Annotated in this window: 12 protein-coding genes; all 12 read left to right on the top strand. The window is 66.6% G+C overall.

Annotation, left to right across the window (positions count from 1 at the left end; translation table 11 throughout):
* Window positions 1–95 precede the first annotated feature (95 nt).
* The 12 genes from rpsF to aroF all read left to right on the top strand — a co-directional run bounded on the left by rpsF (window position 96) and on the right by aroF (window position 15,758).
* A complete protein-coding gene (rpsF, locus tag B2747_RS08220; RefSeq protein ID WP_291159026.1) occupies window positions 96–488 on the top strand; it encodes a 30S ribosomal protein S6 in 393 nt (130 codons plus the stop codon).
* 3 nt (window positions 489–491) lie between these two features.
* Window positions 492–713, top strand: a complete 222-nt coding sequence (gene rpsR / locus B2747_RS08215; protein WP_291159024.1) for a 30S ribosomal protein S18 — start codon at window positions 492–494, stop codon at window positions 711–713.
* A 2-nt stretch (window positions 714–715) separates the two neighbouring features.
* Entirely contained in the window at window positions 716–1,864 is a 1,149-nt protein-coding gene (locus B2747_RS08210; RefSeq protein ID WP_291159021.1) for a DUF2232 domain-containing protein, read from the top strand.
* An 86-nt stretch (window positions 1,865–1,950) separates the two neighbouring features.
* On the top strand, window positions 1,951–2,394 hold the full coding sequence (gene rplI / locus B2747_RS08205) for a 50S ribosomal protein L9 (RefSeq protein WP_291159018.1): 444 nt from the start codon (window positions 1,951–1,953) through the stop codon (window positions 2,392–2,394).
* Between the two features lie 235 nt (window positions 2,395–2,629).
* Complete coding sequence (gene rsfS / locus B2747_RS08200) at window positions 2,630–3,019, top strand: ribosome silencing factor (RefSeq protein WP_291159015.1); 390 nt, start codon at window positions 2,630–2,632, stop codon at window positions 3,017–3,019.
* 5 nt (window positions 3,020–3,024) lie between these two features.
* A complete protein-coding gene (locus B2747_RS08195; protein WP_291159013.1) occupies window positions 3,025–6,294 on the top strand; it encodes a hypothetical protein in 3,270 nt (1,089 codons plus the stop codon).
* Window positions 6,295–6,359: 65 nt separating this feature from the next.
* Window positions 6,360–7,910: an SPOR domain-containing protein gene (locus B2747_RS08190; RefSeq protein ID WP_291159011.1), complete on the top strand. Its 1,551-nt coding sequence runs from the start codon at window positions 6,360–6,362 to the stop codon at window positions 7,908–7,910.
* On the top strand, window positions 7,907–9,262 hold the full coding sequence (locus B2747_RS08185; protein WP_291159007.1) for a hypothetical protein: 1,356 nt from the start codon (window positions 7,907–7,909) through the stop codon (window positions 9,260–9,262). Before B2747_RS08190 ends, B2747_RS08185 begins: the two co-directional genes overlap by 4 nt.
* Window positions 9,262–12,864, top strand: coding sequence for a chromosome segregation protein SMC (smc, locus tag B2747_RS08180; RefSeq protein WP_291159002.1), 3,603 nt, complete (start codon window positions 9,262–9,264; stop codon window positions 12,862–12,864). Before B2747_RS08185 ends, smc begins: the two co-directional genes overlap by 1 nt.
* Window positions 12,861–13,922, top strand: a complete 1,062-nt coding sequence (locus B2747_RS08175; protein WP_291159000.1) for a hypothetical protein — start codon at window positions 12,861–12,863, stop codon at window positions 13,920–13,922. The genes smc and B2747_RS08175 overlap by 4 nt, the downstream gene beginning before the upstream one ends.
* 39 nt (window positions 13,923–13,961) lie before the next feature.
* Window positions 13,962–14,720, top strand: coding sequence for an MBL fold metallo-hydrolase (locus B2747_RS08170; protein WP_291158997.1), 759 nt, complete (start codon window positions 13,962–13,964; stop codon window positions 14,718–14,720).
* Window positions 14,721–14,729: 9 nt separating this feature from the next.
* Window positions 14,730–15,758 (top strand): 3-deoxy-7-phosphoheptulonate synthase, encoded by a 1,029-nt coding sequence (aroF, locus tag B2747_RS08165; protein WP_291158994.1) that lies wholly within the window; start codon window positions 14,730–14,732, stop codon window positions 15,756–15,758.
* Window positions 15,759–15,777: the final 19 nt, after the last annotated feature.

The following is a 15,777-nucleotide window of genomic DNA, read 5'->3' as shown; positions in this document are numbered from 1 at the left end:
TTCAAGGCTCATCCGGAATCGGTCGATTCCGGCGTACCCTCCGCCCGCGGCTCGGCACTGCGGGTGGCACTTCAGACCATAGGGAGGATTGCCGAGTGGCAAAGCTCAAGATCCGCCGCAACCCCACGCGGCGGTACGAAGCCGTGTACATCTTCGACAGTGCGCTCGAAGATACGACGATTGCTGAAAAGCTCGAGAAGCTGCAGGCCCTGCTCAACCTCGCGGAACCCGCGGAGATCGAGCACTGGGGTCGTCGTCAGCTGGCCTACAAGATCGGCCGTCACGAGAGTGGCTACTACATCATCAGCCACTTCACGACGACGCCGTCCACGCTGCCCGAGTTCGAGCGTGCGCTCAAGCTCGACGAAGGCGTGGTGCGCTACCTGGTGACGCTGTACGAGCACGAGCTCGGCGCGCCCAAGTTGAGCGATGAGGAGCTCGCCTCGCGCCGCCGCGCGAGCGACGATGACGACGACGACGAGGAATAACCCATGCGCCGCCAGAAGAAGCCCTGCCCGATCACTGAAGCGGGCATCCGCTACGTGGACTACAAGGATGACCGCCTCCTGGGCCGGTTCATCACCGATTACGGCAAGATCCTGCCGAGCCGCCTGAGCGGAGTGGACGCGCGCCATCAGCGCCAGCTGTCCAAGGCCGTGAAGAAGGCCCGCTATCTCGCCCTGCTGCCGTACGTGAAGGGGCAGACGAGCTGAGCATGTCCGGAGCGGTCGCGCCTGAAGCAGTCGCGACCGCTCCGCGTGAGCGGGGGTGGCGCTGGTTCGTCCTGGGGCTTGTCCTCATGGTGGCCGTCACCGCGTCGCCGGCCTGGCCGGCGCCCCTGGCCCTGCTTGCGGGTGCGGTACGGCTGCTCCTGCCGGTGGAGCAGTTCGCCCTGCTGGTGCTCACGGGCATCGCTGCCTGCTCCATCGTGGGTTGGTGGAACGGCGGACGTTTGCTGAGTGCCGTGCTGTGGACCGCGGCGGCGTCCTACGTCGTGTGGAAGGTGCCGATGCCCCTCTCGGGCTACGGTGCATTTCTGCGAGGTTGGGCGGTGGTGCTGGGCGCGGCCTTCGGGCTGGTCTGTCTGGCCACCGCTTCCCGTCCGTTTCTCGCGCGTGCGCTCGCGGCAGTGGCGTTGGCGGGCACGGTCACGGTCGCCGGCTTGTCGCTCAGAGCTCCGCAGGGCCAGACGGCTTTCGCGGGCGCCGAGCAGATGCTGACGGCTGAATACCAGCAGCGTCTGGCCAGTTCGCTGGAGCAGTGGCGGGCCCGGTCGTCGTCCGACACCTGGCGGGAGTTTACGAAGCGCGTGCCGCTGGCCATTGAGCGGGCGGGTCGCTTCGAGAACCTGCTGGTGATGTTGGGTGAACCGGTGAGCGCCTCGTCGGCGGTTGGCGGAACGCGGGCCGGTCCGCTGGTTCGTCTGGCGCCTGCTCTGCTGGCGCTGGAGTCGCTGATGGCGTTGGCACTGGCCTGGTCGGCCTATCATCGACTGAGCCGGGCCCGTGTGGGGCCGCCCTTGGGCGCTCTGCGCGAGCTGCGTTTCAACGATCAGTTGGTATGGGGCGTGGTGGTGGGTGTCACCATTCTCCTGCTGCCCACCTTGGCCGGCTACCGGTTGGTGGGACTCAATCTCGTGGCATTCTTCGGGACGCTGTATGCGCTTCGCGGCGCTGGTGTCCTGTCGTGCTGGATCCCCGAGCGCCTGGCGGTGTGGTTGCCGCTGGGCCTGGTGGTGCTGGTCCCAGTCCTTGGGCCCGTGTGGGTGCTGCTGGCGTTGCTGGCGGTGACCTTCACGCTCGGATTGGGAGATACCTGGCGGGACTTTCGTGCGGGCACGTCCCCGCGTGGCTCGCCCCGCTGAGATTCTTCGCAGTTTCGTGTTCGTCGGGCTCCGGCCCGTGCAGCAGTTCACTGTTTCGCCATCAACCGGTTCGACCCGGAGTTCCCATGGAAGTCATTCTCCGCAACGCCGTCGACAAGCTCGGACATCCTGGTGACATTGTCTCCGTGTCGCCGGGCTTCGCCCGCAATTTCCTCCTGCCCCGCGGTCTGGCCTACGAGGCCACGCCGGGCAACCGCAAGCGCATCGCGGCCGAGAAGAGCCGTCTCGAGGCCCTCGAGGCCGAGAAGGTGGCTGCGGCCAAGCAGATCGCGGACAAGCTGGCTGAGGTCTCGGTGACCTTCGCCGCCCGCGTCGGCGAGGAAGGCAAGCTGTTCGGCTCGGTGACCACGGCCGACATTGCGCATCAGCTTGAGGCCCAGGGCTTCAAGATCGAGAAGCGCCAGATCGAGCTCAACGAGCCGATCAAGACGCTGGGTGTGTATCGCGTGGGCGTGCGTCTGCACGCCGACGTGCACCCGGAGATCAAGGTGTGGGTGATCAAGCAGTAAGCTGCGTCACCCGTCAGGTCCCGAGGGGAGTCCGACACCGGGCTCCCCTCGTTTTTTCTCAGGTATTTTCCTCGGAACGGTCCCCGGGGGCGCAGCGGTTCACCGACGTGGAAGGTGCGGCGTTGGGAATTCCGACCGCGTCCCCCTGTCCGACCGTCGTCCTTGCACGCAACCTTCCAGCAGTTGGCGGGGTACCGGGTTTCGGTCCCCGTTCGCTCCACCCCTGAAGAACGACATGGCCGAACGCCCAAGCAGTCCCGGAGAACCCATCGCCCGCCGGGCCGCCGCCCTCGCCAGTGAGCTCAAGGCCCACGACATCGTGGTGCTCGACCTGCGAGGTGTGACGGATATGACCGACTTTTTTGTTATCGCCTCGGGCACATCCGACACCCACGTGCGCGCCGTAGCTGAGCATATCGAGATGGGGCTCAAGCAAGGTGGCGTGTCAACCACCATGACCGAAGGGCTCACGCAGGGTCGGTGGGCATTGCTCGATTATGCCGACTGCGTGATCCACGTTTTCCATCCGACCTTGCGGCAGTACTACCAGCTTGAGCGACTCTGGGGTGACGCCACCCGCGTGGAGCTCGACCCGGTGACCACGCCTTCGAGGCAGGGAGTGTAAGGCACATGAAGCAGGTGACGCGGTGGTCCCGTAGCAGCACGGTCCTGAGCCTGACGCTGGCCGCGGCAATGGCCACCGCAGCGCCTGCGCGCCTGGAGGCCCAGGGGTACTTCGGGCAGAACCAGGTGCAGTATGACCGCCTCGACTGGCGCGTCATCGAGACTGAGCACTTTCTGGTGCATTACTACCCGCAGATTGCCGACGTCGCGCCCGATGCGGCGCGCATGTCGGAGCGGGCCTACGCGCGCCTGTCTCGACTCACTGCGCATCAGTTCCGCGAGAAGAAGCCGATTCTCATTTTCGGTTCCTCGGGCGACTTCGCGCAGAGCAATGTCTTTGGTGACCTCGGCGAAGGCACCGGTGGTGTGACCGACCCGCTGCGCCAGCGCATGGCGCAATTTTTCAGCGGCGACTGGGCCAGCTTCGAACACGTGCTCATTCACGAAATGGTGCACGTGTTCACCTTCGACATTTTCTCGCGCGGCCGCGCGGGCGCCGGGTTGCAGAACCTGGCCATGGTGAATCCGCCGCTGTGGTTCATGGAAGGTCTGGCGGAATACCTGTCCATCGGACCGAATCATCCGTGGACCGATGCCTGGGTGCGCGATGCGATCGTGAACAACTCGCTGCCCACCATCGCGCAGATGACGGAGCGGCCGGACAAGTACTTCCCGTATCGCTACGGCTTGTCGCTGTGGCAGTTCGTGGGTGCGCGCTGGGGCGACGAGGTCATCGGCGAGATCATGAACGCCGTGCCGAGCCTCGGCATCGATCGGGCCTTCCGCCGTGAAATTGGTCTCTCGCTCGACGAACTGAGCGCGGAGTGGAAGGCGGCCATGCAGGCCAAGTTCCTGCCCATGGTGGCCAATCTCGAACGGCCGCGCAGTTTTGCGGAGCCGCTGCTGACGCTGGCGCGCACGGGTGGATCGGGCGGTCTGTTTGTGGCCCCTGCCCTGTCCAACGACGGCACACGCATCGCATATGTGGGCACCGGCAGCTTCCTGCGTGGCGAGGTGTTCCCCGAGCTCTATCTCGCCAACGCGGAGACGGGCAAGCGCATCAAGCGCCTGGTGAAGACCACCACCAATCCCGACTACGAGCAGCTGCGGTTCATCTACTCGCAGCCCAGCTTCTCGCCGGATGGCAAGCTGCTCGCCTTCACGGGGCAGCGCGGTGGGCGCGACGTGCTGTACGTGCTCGACGTGGCGCGCGCAAAAGTCATCAAGGACTTTGACTTCGAGCTCGATCAGGTGCTGAGCCCGAGCTTCAGTCCCGACGGGCGACGCATTGTGTTCAGCGGCATGCGCCATGGCACCAGCGATCTGTATGTGGCGTCCATGGACGCGCCGGGCTATACGCAGCTCATGAAGGACACCTACGGCGATCTGTCACCGGCCTGGTCACCCGATGGTCGCAGCATTGCCTTCGTGACCGAGCGCGGCGACGACTTCGACGAGGACATCCTCAAGATTGGTGCGTGGAAGATCGCGCTGTACGATCTCGAGACGCAGAAGATCAGCATCCTGCCCGGTCAGGGCGGGCGCAGCAGCAATCCGCAGTGGGCGCCCGACAGCAAGTCGCTGGCGTTCATCTCCGATCGCACGGGCATCGCCAACATTTTCCTGTACGATGTGGCCGAGCGTCAGCACTATCAGCTCACCAACGTGCTGGGCGCGGTGACGGCCGTGGCCGAGCAGTCGCCGGCCATCACGTGGGCGCGCGACGCGGACGTGCTGGCCTTCGTGTACTACGAAAAGACCGACCACTCGATCTGGAAGATCAAGAATCCGCGCGCGCTCAAGAAGGCGCCGTTCCGCGAGACCGTGGTGGTGGCTGAAGGCGCGCGTCCTGCAGTGCCCGGCGACACCGTGCGCCGTCCGACGGACCCCACGGCGCACCTGCCGAGGGCCATCGTGGGCGACACGGCCAAGGCGCGGCAGTCGTTCTATCGCCCCATCACGGGCGCCAACGCCCGCGCGTCGAGTGAATTGCCGCAGTCGCAGACGGCACGACTGGCCGAAACGATCAGCGTGCAGGCGATGCTGGACAGCTTCGACTTCAACCTGCCCGACACCACGCGCTTCCGGGACAGCAAGTACCGCGCGAAGCTGGTGCCGGAATACGTGGCGCAGCCCAGCATTGGCTATCAGCAGGGTGGCTTCGGTCAGGGCACATTCGGCGGCACCACGGTGGTGCTCGGCGACTTGCTGGGCAATCGGCGTCTGGCGCTGTCCGGCGGCATCAATGGTCAGCTGAGCGATGCCCAAGTGTTCGTGGGATATCAGAGTCTGGGTCGCCGGTACCAGTACACCACCGGAGTCAGTCAGCAGCCGCTGTATCTGGTGTCCGGCTTCAGGGAAACGCGAGGAGACACTCCGGGACAATTCATCCAGTCGCAAGAGTTCACGCGCCTCGTCTTGCGTCAGGTCTTTGCGGCCAGCCTGTACCCGCTCAATCGCTTCACGCGTTTTGAGCTGGGCGCGCGCTTCCAGAACATCGATCAGCAGGTGTTCACGCTCGACCGGCTGGTGGACTACAACACCTTCCTGGCCACGGGCTTCCAGCGCGGGCCCACACGCAACATTGCCTCGGTCAACACCTACTCGCCGTACCTGGCTTGGGTGACCGACAACACGCTCTTCGGCTTCACCGGGCCCATTACGGGCCGGCGTGCGCGACTCGAGGTGGAGCCCACCATAGGCGACTGGCAGTACACGGAGTATCTGGCGGACATCCGGTCGTATGTGCCCATCCTGTTCAACTACGTGACGTTTGCCACGCGCTTCACCACCAGCATGTCGGTGGGCCGCGATGAGCTGCGTTTCCCCAAGTGGATCGGTCGTCCGGATTTTGTGCGCGGCTACAACCGCGAGGACATCGGTACGGTAGGCTGTTCCGGTCTGCCCAACGACAACGGCAGCTCGTGCAGCACGGCTGAGCTCATTGGCTCGCGCGTGGCCTTTGCCAACGCAGAGCTGCGCTTCCCCATTATCCGTCGCTACGGCACGAGGACCAACCTCCTGGGTGGCTTGCCACCCATTGACGGGCTGTTCTTTTACGATGCCGGCGTAGCATGGTCCAAGGGGCAGACGTTGCTGGCGTCCCGGCCCGACAATTACAACGTGGACACGCAGCGGGCACTGTTGACCAGCTATGGTTTCGGCATGCGCATGAACCTGTTCGGCATTGCCATTATCCGCTGGGACTGGGCCGTTCCGGCCAGCCGTCCCGGCGCCAAGGGCTTCGGCACCTGGTTCTTCGGCGCGTCGTACTGACGCGCCGAAGTCGAGCGAAAGGCAAGCCCCTCCCTGACCTGCCTCTGGGCAGGTACTTTTCGGCCGTGCGCACGGTCCTTGCGTCGGCGCTCCTGCTCCTCGTGTGCGGCGTTGCCGGCGGCTGTGCCGATCGCTCGTCCCGCCCCGAGGGAGCCGGCGCCCCTCCCAGCATTCCCAGTGGTCCCGACCCCCTCCTTCTGCGAGTCCCGCAGAAGGGCGGGGTGTTGACGGCTACGCGCTACCCTGCCCTCGACAGCGTGGTGTGGCGCTCCATTGGGCGCGTGCCGCCCCTGTCCCGGTTCATCGGGTTTGGCCCGGAAGATGGCTACCTGTCTGCGGTGGACACCGGTGGCGCGCCGGTCCGCGTGGATCTCCGCATTGGGTCGGTAACGAGCTCGCGTGATCAGGCGCTCACCACCCTGGCCTCGTTTGACGGAGGGGCGGTGTACGGCCTGACCGCGGGCGGCGAAATCACGCGCTTCACCCCCAGCGGCAGCGATTGGAAATTTCGGCCCAGCCTGCCGGCGCAGGCCCTGTATCCGCAGGCCGACGGTTCGCTGATCGTGGCCGGGGCTCGCGGTGATCAGGCCATTGTGTGGCGGGTCCGTCCGCCACAGATGGTCGTGTCGGACTCGGTGTTGTTCAATATCGGCGGCGAGGAAGCGGCGCTGCGCGATGAAATCCTCACGACGGCCGGCTCGGTTGGTGATCGCGTGTTCTTCGGCGCCAACGAGCGGGTGATTGCTGTGCGGGCCCGCGATCTGGGGCCGGCGCTCAACGTGGACGTGGGCGACCCGGTGCGCGCCATTGCCGCGACGCCAAGCGGTGATCGCCTGTTTGTCGCGCTGGCCGATGAAGAGGTGCTGCGCATTGTCGATCGCTTCGAAGAAGGCGTGACGGGCCGCATTCGTTTGCCCGCGCCGGCGCGTGCGCTGCGCATGGACCCGTTGGGTCGCGTGCTGCTGGCGCGTGGTGCGCAGGTGAGCCCGGGCGTGGACTCCGTCTTTGTGGTGAGTCTGGCGGAAGACGCGGTGGTCGGTGTCATTGAAAGCGCGTGGCGCGGCGACTTGCCGCTGGTGCTGCCCGATGGCGGCATTGCCGTCACGCGCGGCGCGGACGTGGTATTTGCGCACCCGTCCACTCTCGCGCCCATGCAGACCGTGACGGACGGCGCGTCGTCATGGTGGCACACGCTGCGCTGGAACGGATTCCGTCCGCGCGCGGCCGGGCTCGATCAGCCGGTGCAATTCCGTACCAGCGCGCCGCGGGATCCGTCGGACTTGCCGCCGGCAACCGGCGATTCGACCGGTAACGCAACTGCCGGTGCAGGAGCCGCAGGCGACAGCACGACGGGAGGCAGCGCCACGAGTGGTGAGGCGCCCGCGCGCGCCTCGCAGTTCACCGTATCATTCGCGGCCATTCTCGACGAAAAACAGGCGCGGGCTCTGGCCGGACGCATTCGCGTGGACGGACAGTCGCCGCGTGTGACCACGTCCGAACGTGACGGCAAACTGTTGTATCGCGTGATCATGGGGCCCTACCCCACACGCGCGGAGGCTGAGCGTATAGGCAAGGCCTCCGGTCAGAGCTACTGGGTGTTCGAGGGCGCACCATGACGTCGGGAGCCGTAGTGGATCCGTGGGACCTGGAAGGCCGTCGTCTGGCGCCGCTGCTTGATGAGCGCTGCGCGGTGGTGGTGGCCTCGACCGACCCCATGGTGGCAGCGCGCACCGCGCTTGGGCTGGCGCGTGCGCAAGGCCAGCGTCGACGTGTGGCGGTTGCCGATCTGGTTGGTGAGTCGCCGGCCATCGAAGCCGTGCTCACCGGCGATGATCCGCACGGTATTGCCGACAGCTTCTTGTATGGCGTGTCGCTGAACAAGATTGCGCGGCCCATGCTGGACACGGACAACGTGTTCCTCATGCCGAGCGGCACGGAGCCCGTTGATCACGAGGCGGTGTACGCCAACGATCGTTGGCGCCGTCTGGCCGCGGGCTTTCAGCAGGTGGGTGCGCTGTTGATTGTGGTGGCGCGTCCGTCGGTGCCCGGGTTTGCGGAGCTCTGCGGGTACGTGGGCACTCTCATGCCGCTGGGTGACACGACCTTCCCCACCCCACCTGGCATTCCGCTCATTGCGCCGCCCGCGCCGCCTCCACCGGCTGAGCCCAGCGAGCCTCCCAAGCGTGAAAGTGCGCGCCGGGCGCGTGAAGCGGCGCAGCAGGACGCGTCGCGCCGTCGCACGCAGATCATTGCTGGCGTTCTCGTACTGGGTGCGGCAGCCATTGGCGTGGGCGCCATGTGGCCGCAGGTGCTCGAACGCCTGCCGGCTCCGCTGGTGGCGTTGCTGCAGGTTCGGGCACCGGATACCACCAGTGTCGTGGTGCCCCCAACGCCCATGGACAGCACGCCCGTGGATTCGCTGCGCCAGGCTGGCGACAGTGGCGCGATGCCCGCTGACAGCGCGGCGTCTCAGCCGCTGGCGCTGGACAATCCGGCCGACTCGTTGCGTGCCGCGCGCTATGCCGTGTACTTCGCCACCGCCAACACGCGGGCGGCCGCATTGCCGGAGCCGCGCGTCGCGGCGCTGCAAGGGGTCGCGCTTTCGCCGGTGCTTGAAGCGGGCGAGATGTGGTTCCGTCTCACAGTGGGCGCCGACAGCAGCCGGCAGGGTGTGGACTCGCTGCTCGCGCGTCTGCGCAGCGACAAGGTGATTGGGTCCGGCAGCATTGTGTCCGTGCCCTACGCCCTGCGTCTCGAGACACGCGTTGGCGCGAGTCTCGTGGGCAGCCGACTCGCGGCCTTCGCGTCGCGCGGCATTCTGGCTTATGCGCTCCGTCAACCTGACGGCAGCGCCTCGATTTACACCGGAGCTTTCGAGTCGCCCGTGCAGGCCACGGCGCTCGCGGATTCGCTGCGCGCCGTCGGCGTGGCCCCGGTGTTGGCATTTCGTACGGGGAGAACGTTCTAGTGCGTCTTACGAAGCTCGAAGTCCACGGCTTCAAGGCCTTCGCCGATCATCTCGAATTCCACTTCGAGAAGGGCGTCACGGCCATTGTCGGTCCCAATGGTTCCGGCAAGTCGAACGTTTCCGACGCGGTGCGTTGGGTGCTGGGCGAGCAGCGCGCGCGCGCCATGCGCGGCGCAAAAATGGAGGACGTGATCTTCCACGGCTCATCGGCGCGCAAGCCGGTGAACATGGCCGAGGTGTCGCTGCATTTCGACAACACCGAAGGCGAACTGCCCATTCCGTTCAAGGAAGTGGTGATTACGCGGCGTCTGCTGCGTTCGGGTGAGAGCGAGTATCTGCTCAACCGTGCACCCTGCCGCTTGCGCGACATCCAGGACCTCGTGCGTGGCACAGGCCTCGGCGCCGACTCGGGTGTGGTCATCGAATCCAAGATGATCGATGCCCTGCTCTCCGATCGTCCGGACGAGCGGCGTGAACTGTTTGAAGAAGCCGCGGGCGTTGGGCTGTATCGCGACAGGCGCCGCAGTGCCGAGCGTCGGTTGGATGAAACCACGACGGATCTCGCGCGTCTCGATGACCTCATCAACGAGGTGCAGAGCCAGGTGCGCTCGCTGGCCCGCCAGCGCCGCCGCGCCGAGCGTCATGCGGAACTCACGTCGCGTCGTTTTGCGGTGGAGATCTCGCTGGCGGTGCGCGAGATGGCGGCGTGGAAGGACGAACTGGAGGCGCTCGACGGGCGTCTGACGGAGCTGCAGGGCGATGTGCCGGGCTCCGAGGAAGCCATCGCGGCGGCGGAGTTGCAGCGTGAGGAGGCGCACGCCGCGCGTGCGACGGCCGAGGCCAGTCGCGTGGAGCTGGCGCGTCTGGCCTCGGAGCAGCGCGACCGCACGCAGCGTCTCGAGCGTGAGCTGGCCGTGGCCGAAGAGCGCCAGCGCAGCACGACCATGCGCCGTCAGCGGGCCGAGGAAGAGCGCAAGGAGAACGAGGCCTTTGGCCGTCGTCTGCGCGAGGACCGCGAGCGCGCGGCCACTGATCGCAGCACGCTCGAGCAGGAAGTCACCGACGCCGCAGAGAATCTGCAGCAGCGCCTGTCTGCTGAGCAGACCACACGTGAAGCGGTGCAGCAGGCGCGCGCCGCGCTGGATCAGTTGGAGCGTCAGGTACGCGAGCATCGCGACCAGGCGCGTCGCATTGAGCTCGATCGCGACAGCGCGTCGCGCGAACATGCCGACACCGAGCAGCGCCGTGAGGTGCTGGAGTTGGAGCGGCAGAACCTCGTGGATGCGCTGGAGAACATTGAGCGCGAGTTGCTGGCGGCGCGTGAACAGGTGCAGGTGTCGCAGGCCGATGCGCAGGAAGCCCTGCTGAATCTGGAGGGCGCACGTCTGGCCACGGGCACCGCGCGCACGGCCGATGCCGAATCGCGGGCGATGCTGGCCAACGCACTCGAGCGGCGTACCAATCTCGAAGGCAAGCGCAACGCGCTGGCCGCGCTCGAGCGCGAGCGGGTGGGTCTGGCGCCGTCGTCCGCGCGTCTGCTGAAGGAGAAGGAGCGCTTTGGTGAGGGCGCCGTACTTGGCCCGCTCACCGACTTCGTCTCGGCCAACGAGGATGTGGCCAAGCTCGTCGAGCGCTACCTCGGCGCCACCATGCATGCCATCGTGGTGCGTGATGCGGCCGCAGCGGCCGCCGTGCGCTCGTGGCATGCGTCGGCGCAGCCGGGCCCCTTGCTGCTGCTGCCGCTCGACGTGGTGATGGAGGCCAACAGCGACGAAGGCGCGCTGGCCGGCGCGGTGGAGTCGTCGGGCGAGGCCTCGCGCTGGGTGCGCGCGCTGCTGGGCCGCGTGAAGGCGCTGGACGGCGGCGATGCCTTTGTGGACGAACGCGGCGCGATGTATCTGCCGGGCACAGCCGGTGGCCCGGGTCCGCTGCAGCGCCGCGCCGAGCTCACGCGCCTCGAGAGTGATCTCGCGGCGGCGGATGCCGCGCGTGATGAAGCGGCCCTCGCTGCCGAGGCGGCGCGCCTCGCGCTGGGTGAAGCGGAGCGTGCACAGCAGGCCGCCACGGAAGCGCACAACCGGGCGCAGCAGGAAGTGCGGCGCGCGCAGGAAGTGCAGCAGGAAGTCGAGCGTCGCCGTGAACGCGCCGATCGTGAGCTGGCGCAGTCGAACGCACTGGCCGAGCGGCTGGTATCGCGACTGGCCGAACTGGAGCAGCGCACGCAGCAGCTCGCCTCGCAGGCCGAAGCGCTGCACGCGCGGGCCGGCGAAGCCGATAGCGACATTACCGACGCGCGTGAGGCCCTGTCGGTGGCCGAGCGCGATCAGGAGCAGGCGCGTGAGGCGCGGGCCACCTGGCAGGTGGCACAGGCACAGGCGCAGGCGCGTCTGTCGGTGGCCATCGATCGCGAGAAGCGTCTGGCCGAAGAAGACAGCACCGCAGCCGCGCGCCTCGAATCACTGGCACGTGAACTGTCCACACTCAGTGAGGCCGACCAGGATCTGCTCACGCAGCTCGAGGGCTGGCGCACGGAGTTGGAAACCGAGCGCAAGAACTTGGCCGATGCCGATGCCCGACTGGCGGAAGCCGAGCGAGCGGTGGCTGCCGCCACTGCGCAGTCGGATGCCTGCGAATCGGTGCTCGATGAAGCCCGTCGCCGCGCGACCGCGCTCGGCGAACAGCTGCATGGGGCGCAGTTGCGTCACACGGAGTTGTCAGGCCGGCGCGAGACCATTCGTCAGCGGCTCGAGACCGAGTGGCGGCGTTCGCTCGACGACCTGCTGGCCGGCTTCGAGGAGCTGGATCTCGAAACGGACGCGCTGCGTGAAGAGGCCAAGACGCTGCGCGAGGCCTTGGATGATCTTGGCCCGGTCAATCCGCTGGCCATTGAAGAGCATGAGGAGGAACAGCGCCGTCTCGAGTTCCTGACCAGCCAGCGCAATGACCTGGTGGCGGCCAAGCAGTCGCTGCATCAGGCCATTCGCGAAATCGACAGCACGGCGCGGGAGCTCTTCCTGGCCACGTTCGCGCAGGTACGCGAGAACTTCCGGCAGATCTTCCTGCGCATGTTCGGTGGTGGCGAGTGCGACCTGCGTCTCGAGAATCCGGACGCGCCGCTGGATTGCGACATCGAAGTCCATGCCTCTCCGCGCGGCAAGAAGACGCAGCGCATTCATTTGCTTTCAAGCGGTGAGCGCGCGCTCGTTGCCCTGTCACTGCTGTTCGGCATCTTCCTCACCAAGCCCAGCCCCTTCTGCCTCATGGACGAAGTGGACGCGCCGCTGGACGACCAGAACATCGGCCGTTTCGTGAAGATGCTGAACGATTTCAAGAGCAAGACCCAGTTCATCGTCATCACGCACAACCCGCGCACCACGTCGGAAGCGGCGGATGCCGTGTACGGTGTGACGATGCAGGAGCCCGGCGTGTCGAGCATCGTGAGCGTGCGCCTGCGCAACGGGCCGTCGGTGGACGAGACACCGGCCGACAACACGGTGGTGGACGAGATGTCGCCGGATCGTGCCGAACTGGACGAGATGGACGGCGAGGAACCGAGCGAACCCAGCGAGGACGGCGCGGAGCCGGAGCCGTCGCCGGCGTGATGACGGCGCTGTGCGGTGCCGCGCTGCGCCGCCTCGTGGTGGTGCTCTGGGTGGGGCTGTCGGTGGTGGCCGTGCTGGCCACTCCGGCACGCGGTGCTGCGCAGACCATTCTGCTTGATGGCCCCACGGCTCTGAGTTCGCCAACGCCGGCCTTTCAGTTCCTGGCCATTGGTCTCGGCCCCGCGCGTCCTCTGCAGGTGCGCCTGCAGGTGTCCACCACACCGGACTTTGTGGGTCTGGTGCTGGACAGTGTTTTCACACGCGTGGACACGGCGTTCACGATTCAGGTGACGCGGTTGCTACCGAGCGATCGTGAGGTGTATTGGCGCGCGCTGGTGCGTGCGCTGGCCGGACAGGTGTTCGAGTCGGTGGTGACGGGACCGCGGCGTACGCCGACGTGGTTGGATCTCATTGCCCCCGACTCACCAACCGGCAACAGTTTCAACATTCGTCGTCCGCTGTTCGTGTGGCGCAGTGCGCCCGTTACGAACGCCGTGGGCCCCTGGCGATACGATCTGGAGCTCACCGCGAACGGCCGCCCAGCCGTGGCGGTGGGCGGTCTGGCGGACACGGTGTACCGGCCAACGGATGATCTGCAGGCCAACACCTCGTATCGCTGGAACGTGCGCGCCTATCTGGCGAACGGCGAGTCGGTGCGGGAGTTCAGTGCAGGATCGTTTGTCATTACCGATCCGCCACTGCCCACCACCACCATTCTCTACCAGAACTTTCCGAACCCGTTTCCGTCGGCGACGGCCTTCAACACCTGCTTCTGGTTTGACATTGGCGCAACCGGCGCGGCGGTGAAGCTCGACATTCTGGATCTGCGTGGCAATCAGGTGCGGCGTATCGTGCCAGGCTCCGACGGCATTTCCGAGTTCGCACCAGGTCGCTACGGCCGTGGTATAGCCGGGACCGACAGCAACTGCGACAACCGCTTCGTATGGGACGGTCTCGCCGAAGACGGTCGCACGGTAGCGCCGGGTGTGTATCTCGCGCGCTTCCAGGCCGGCAACGCGGCGCCGATCTTCCGGCGCGTCGTCTTCCGCGGTCGCTGACATTCTCCGCCGACATTCTACGCTGACACGCGACGCGGCATGCAACTGACCACCATCGGCACCGGCACCGCCGCGCCGCACCCGTCGCGCGTGAGTGCTGCGCACCTCGTGCAGTCGGGCAGTGTGCGCCTCCTGCTCGACTGCGGCAGTGGCGCCGTGCACCGCATGGCGTCGCTTGGCGTGGCCTGGCAGGACATCACGCACGTGGCGCTCACGCATTTCCACGCCGACCACATTGCCGACCTGCCGATGCTCATCATGGGCTGGCGCTGGGGCCAGTTGCCGCCGCGCTCGGCCCCGGTCACGGTGTTCGGTCCTGTAGGCACGGGCGCGCTGCTCGAAGGCATGGCCACCGTGTATGGAGCATCCATTCTGGCGCCCGGATTCCCGCTCACGGTGCGCGAGATCGCCCCGGACGAAGTCGTGAAGCTGCCCGACGGTGTGGAATTGGAGGGCTTCCCCGTACCCCACACCCCCGAGAGCATGGCATATTCCGTGCGCGATGGGGCGCGTCGTCTGGTGTACACCGGCGACACGGGCCCCAGCGAGGCGCTGGGTCACTGGGCCGCGGGCTGCGACCTGTTGCTGGCCGAGTGTTCGCTGCCGGAGGCCATGGCCATCCCGTCGCACCTGACGCCATCGCAGGTCGGTGCCCTCGCGGCCACGGCCGGGGCGCAGCAGCTCGTGCTCACGCATTTCTATCCGCCCGTCGAAACCGTGGATCTCCGCGGCGAGGTGGGCGCGTTGTATCATGGGCCGGTCGTGCTTGCCACGGACGGCTGGCACCACACTTTCTGAGGAACACACATGCTGGTCGTGATGCAGCCCAACGCCTCCTCCGCCGACATCGATCGTGTCTGCGAGGAAATCACGCGTCAGGGCTTCAAGCCGCTGCCGTTGCCGGGCGAAGTTCGCACGGCCATTGGTCTCCTGGGTGACGACGCGAAGGTGGACTGGTCGTACATCGAGGGCCTGCCCGGCGTGGCCAGCGTACTCATCGTGCAGAAGCCCTTCCGTCAGGCCTCGCGCGAGTGGAAGAACGAAACGACCATCGTGGAAATCGCCCCTGGGGTGCGCTTCGGTGGCAGTGAGGTGCCCATTGTGGCGGGCCCCTGCTCGGTGGAAACCGAGGAGCAGATTCTCACCTCGGCGCGGCAGGTCAAGGCGGCTGGTGGTTCGGCGCTGCGTGGTGGCGCATTCAAACCGCGCTCGTCGCCGTATGCCTTTCAGGGACTCGGCAAGCAGGGGCTTGAGCTGCTGGCCCTCGCGCGTCGTGAAACGGGCCTGGCCATCGTCACCGAAGCCATGGACGAACGCGGCGCTGATCTTGTGGCCGAGTACGCGGACTGCATTCAGATTGGCGCGCGCAACATGCAGAACTACTCGCTGCTGCGTCACGTGGGCACGCTCAAGAAGCCGGTACTGCTCAAGCGTGGCATGGCGGCCACCATCAACGACCTGCTGCTGAGCGCCGAGTATATCCTCGCCGAAGGCAATCCCAACGTGATCCTCTGCGAGCGCGGCGTGCGCACGTTTGACAGCGCCACGCGCAACCTGTTCGACCTCACGGCGGTGCCGGTGGTGCAGAAGTTGTCGCACCTGCCCATCGTGGCCGACCCGAGTCACGGCACAGGTTTGCGCGACAAGGTCACGCCGATGGCGCGGGCGGCGGTGGCGGCCGGAGCCGACGGCATTCTCGTGGAAATGCATCCCACGCCCGACAAGGCGCTGTCCGATGGCGCGCAGTCGCTCTATCCCGAACAGTTTGCCGACCTCGTGCGGCAATTGCGCGTGATTGCCGAAGCAATCGGCCGTTCGGTGACGCCGGTCACCTGATGACCGGGGCGGTTGCCGT

Origin of the sequence: Gemmatimonas sp. UBA7669 (assembly GCF_002483225.1) — a bacterium.
Classification (GTDB): domain Bacteria; phylum Gemmatimonadota; class Gemmatimonadetes; order Gemmatimonadales; family Gemmatimonadaceae; genus Gemmatimonas.
Note: the sequence above shows the minus strand (reverse complement) of the source record. Positions and strands in the feature narration are given on the sequence as shown.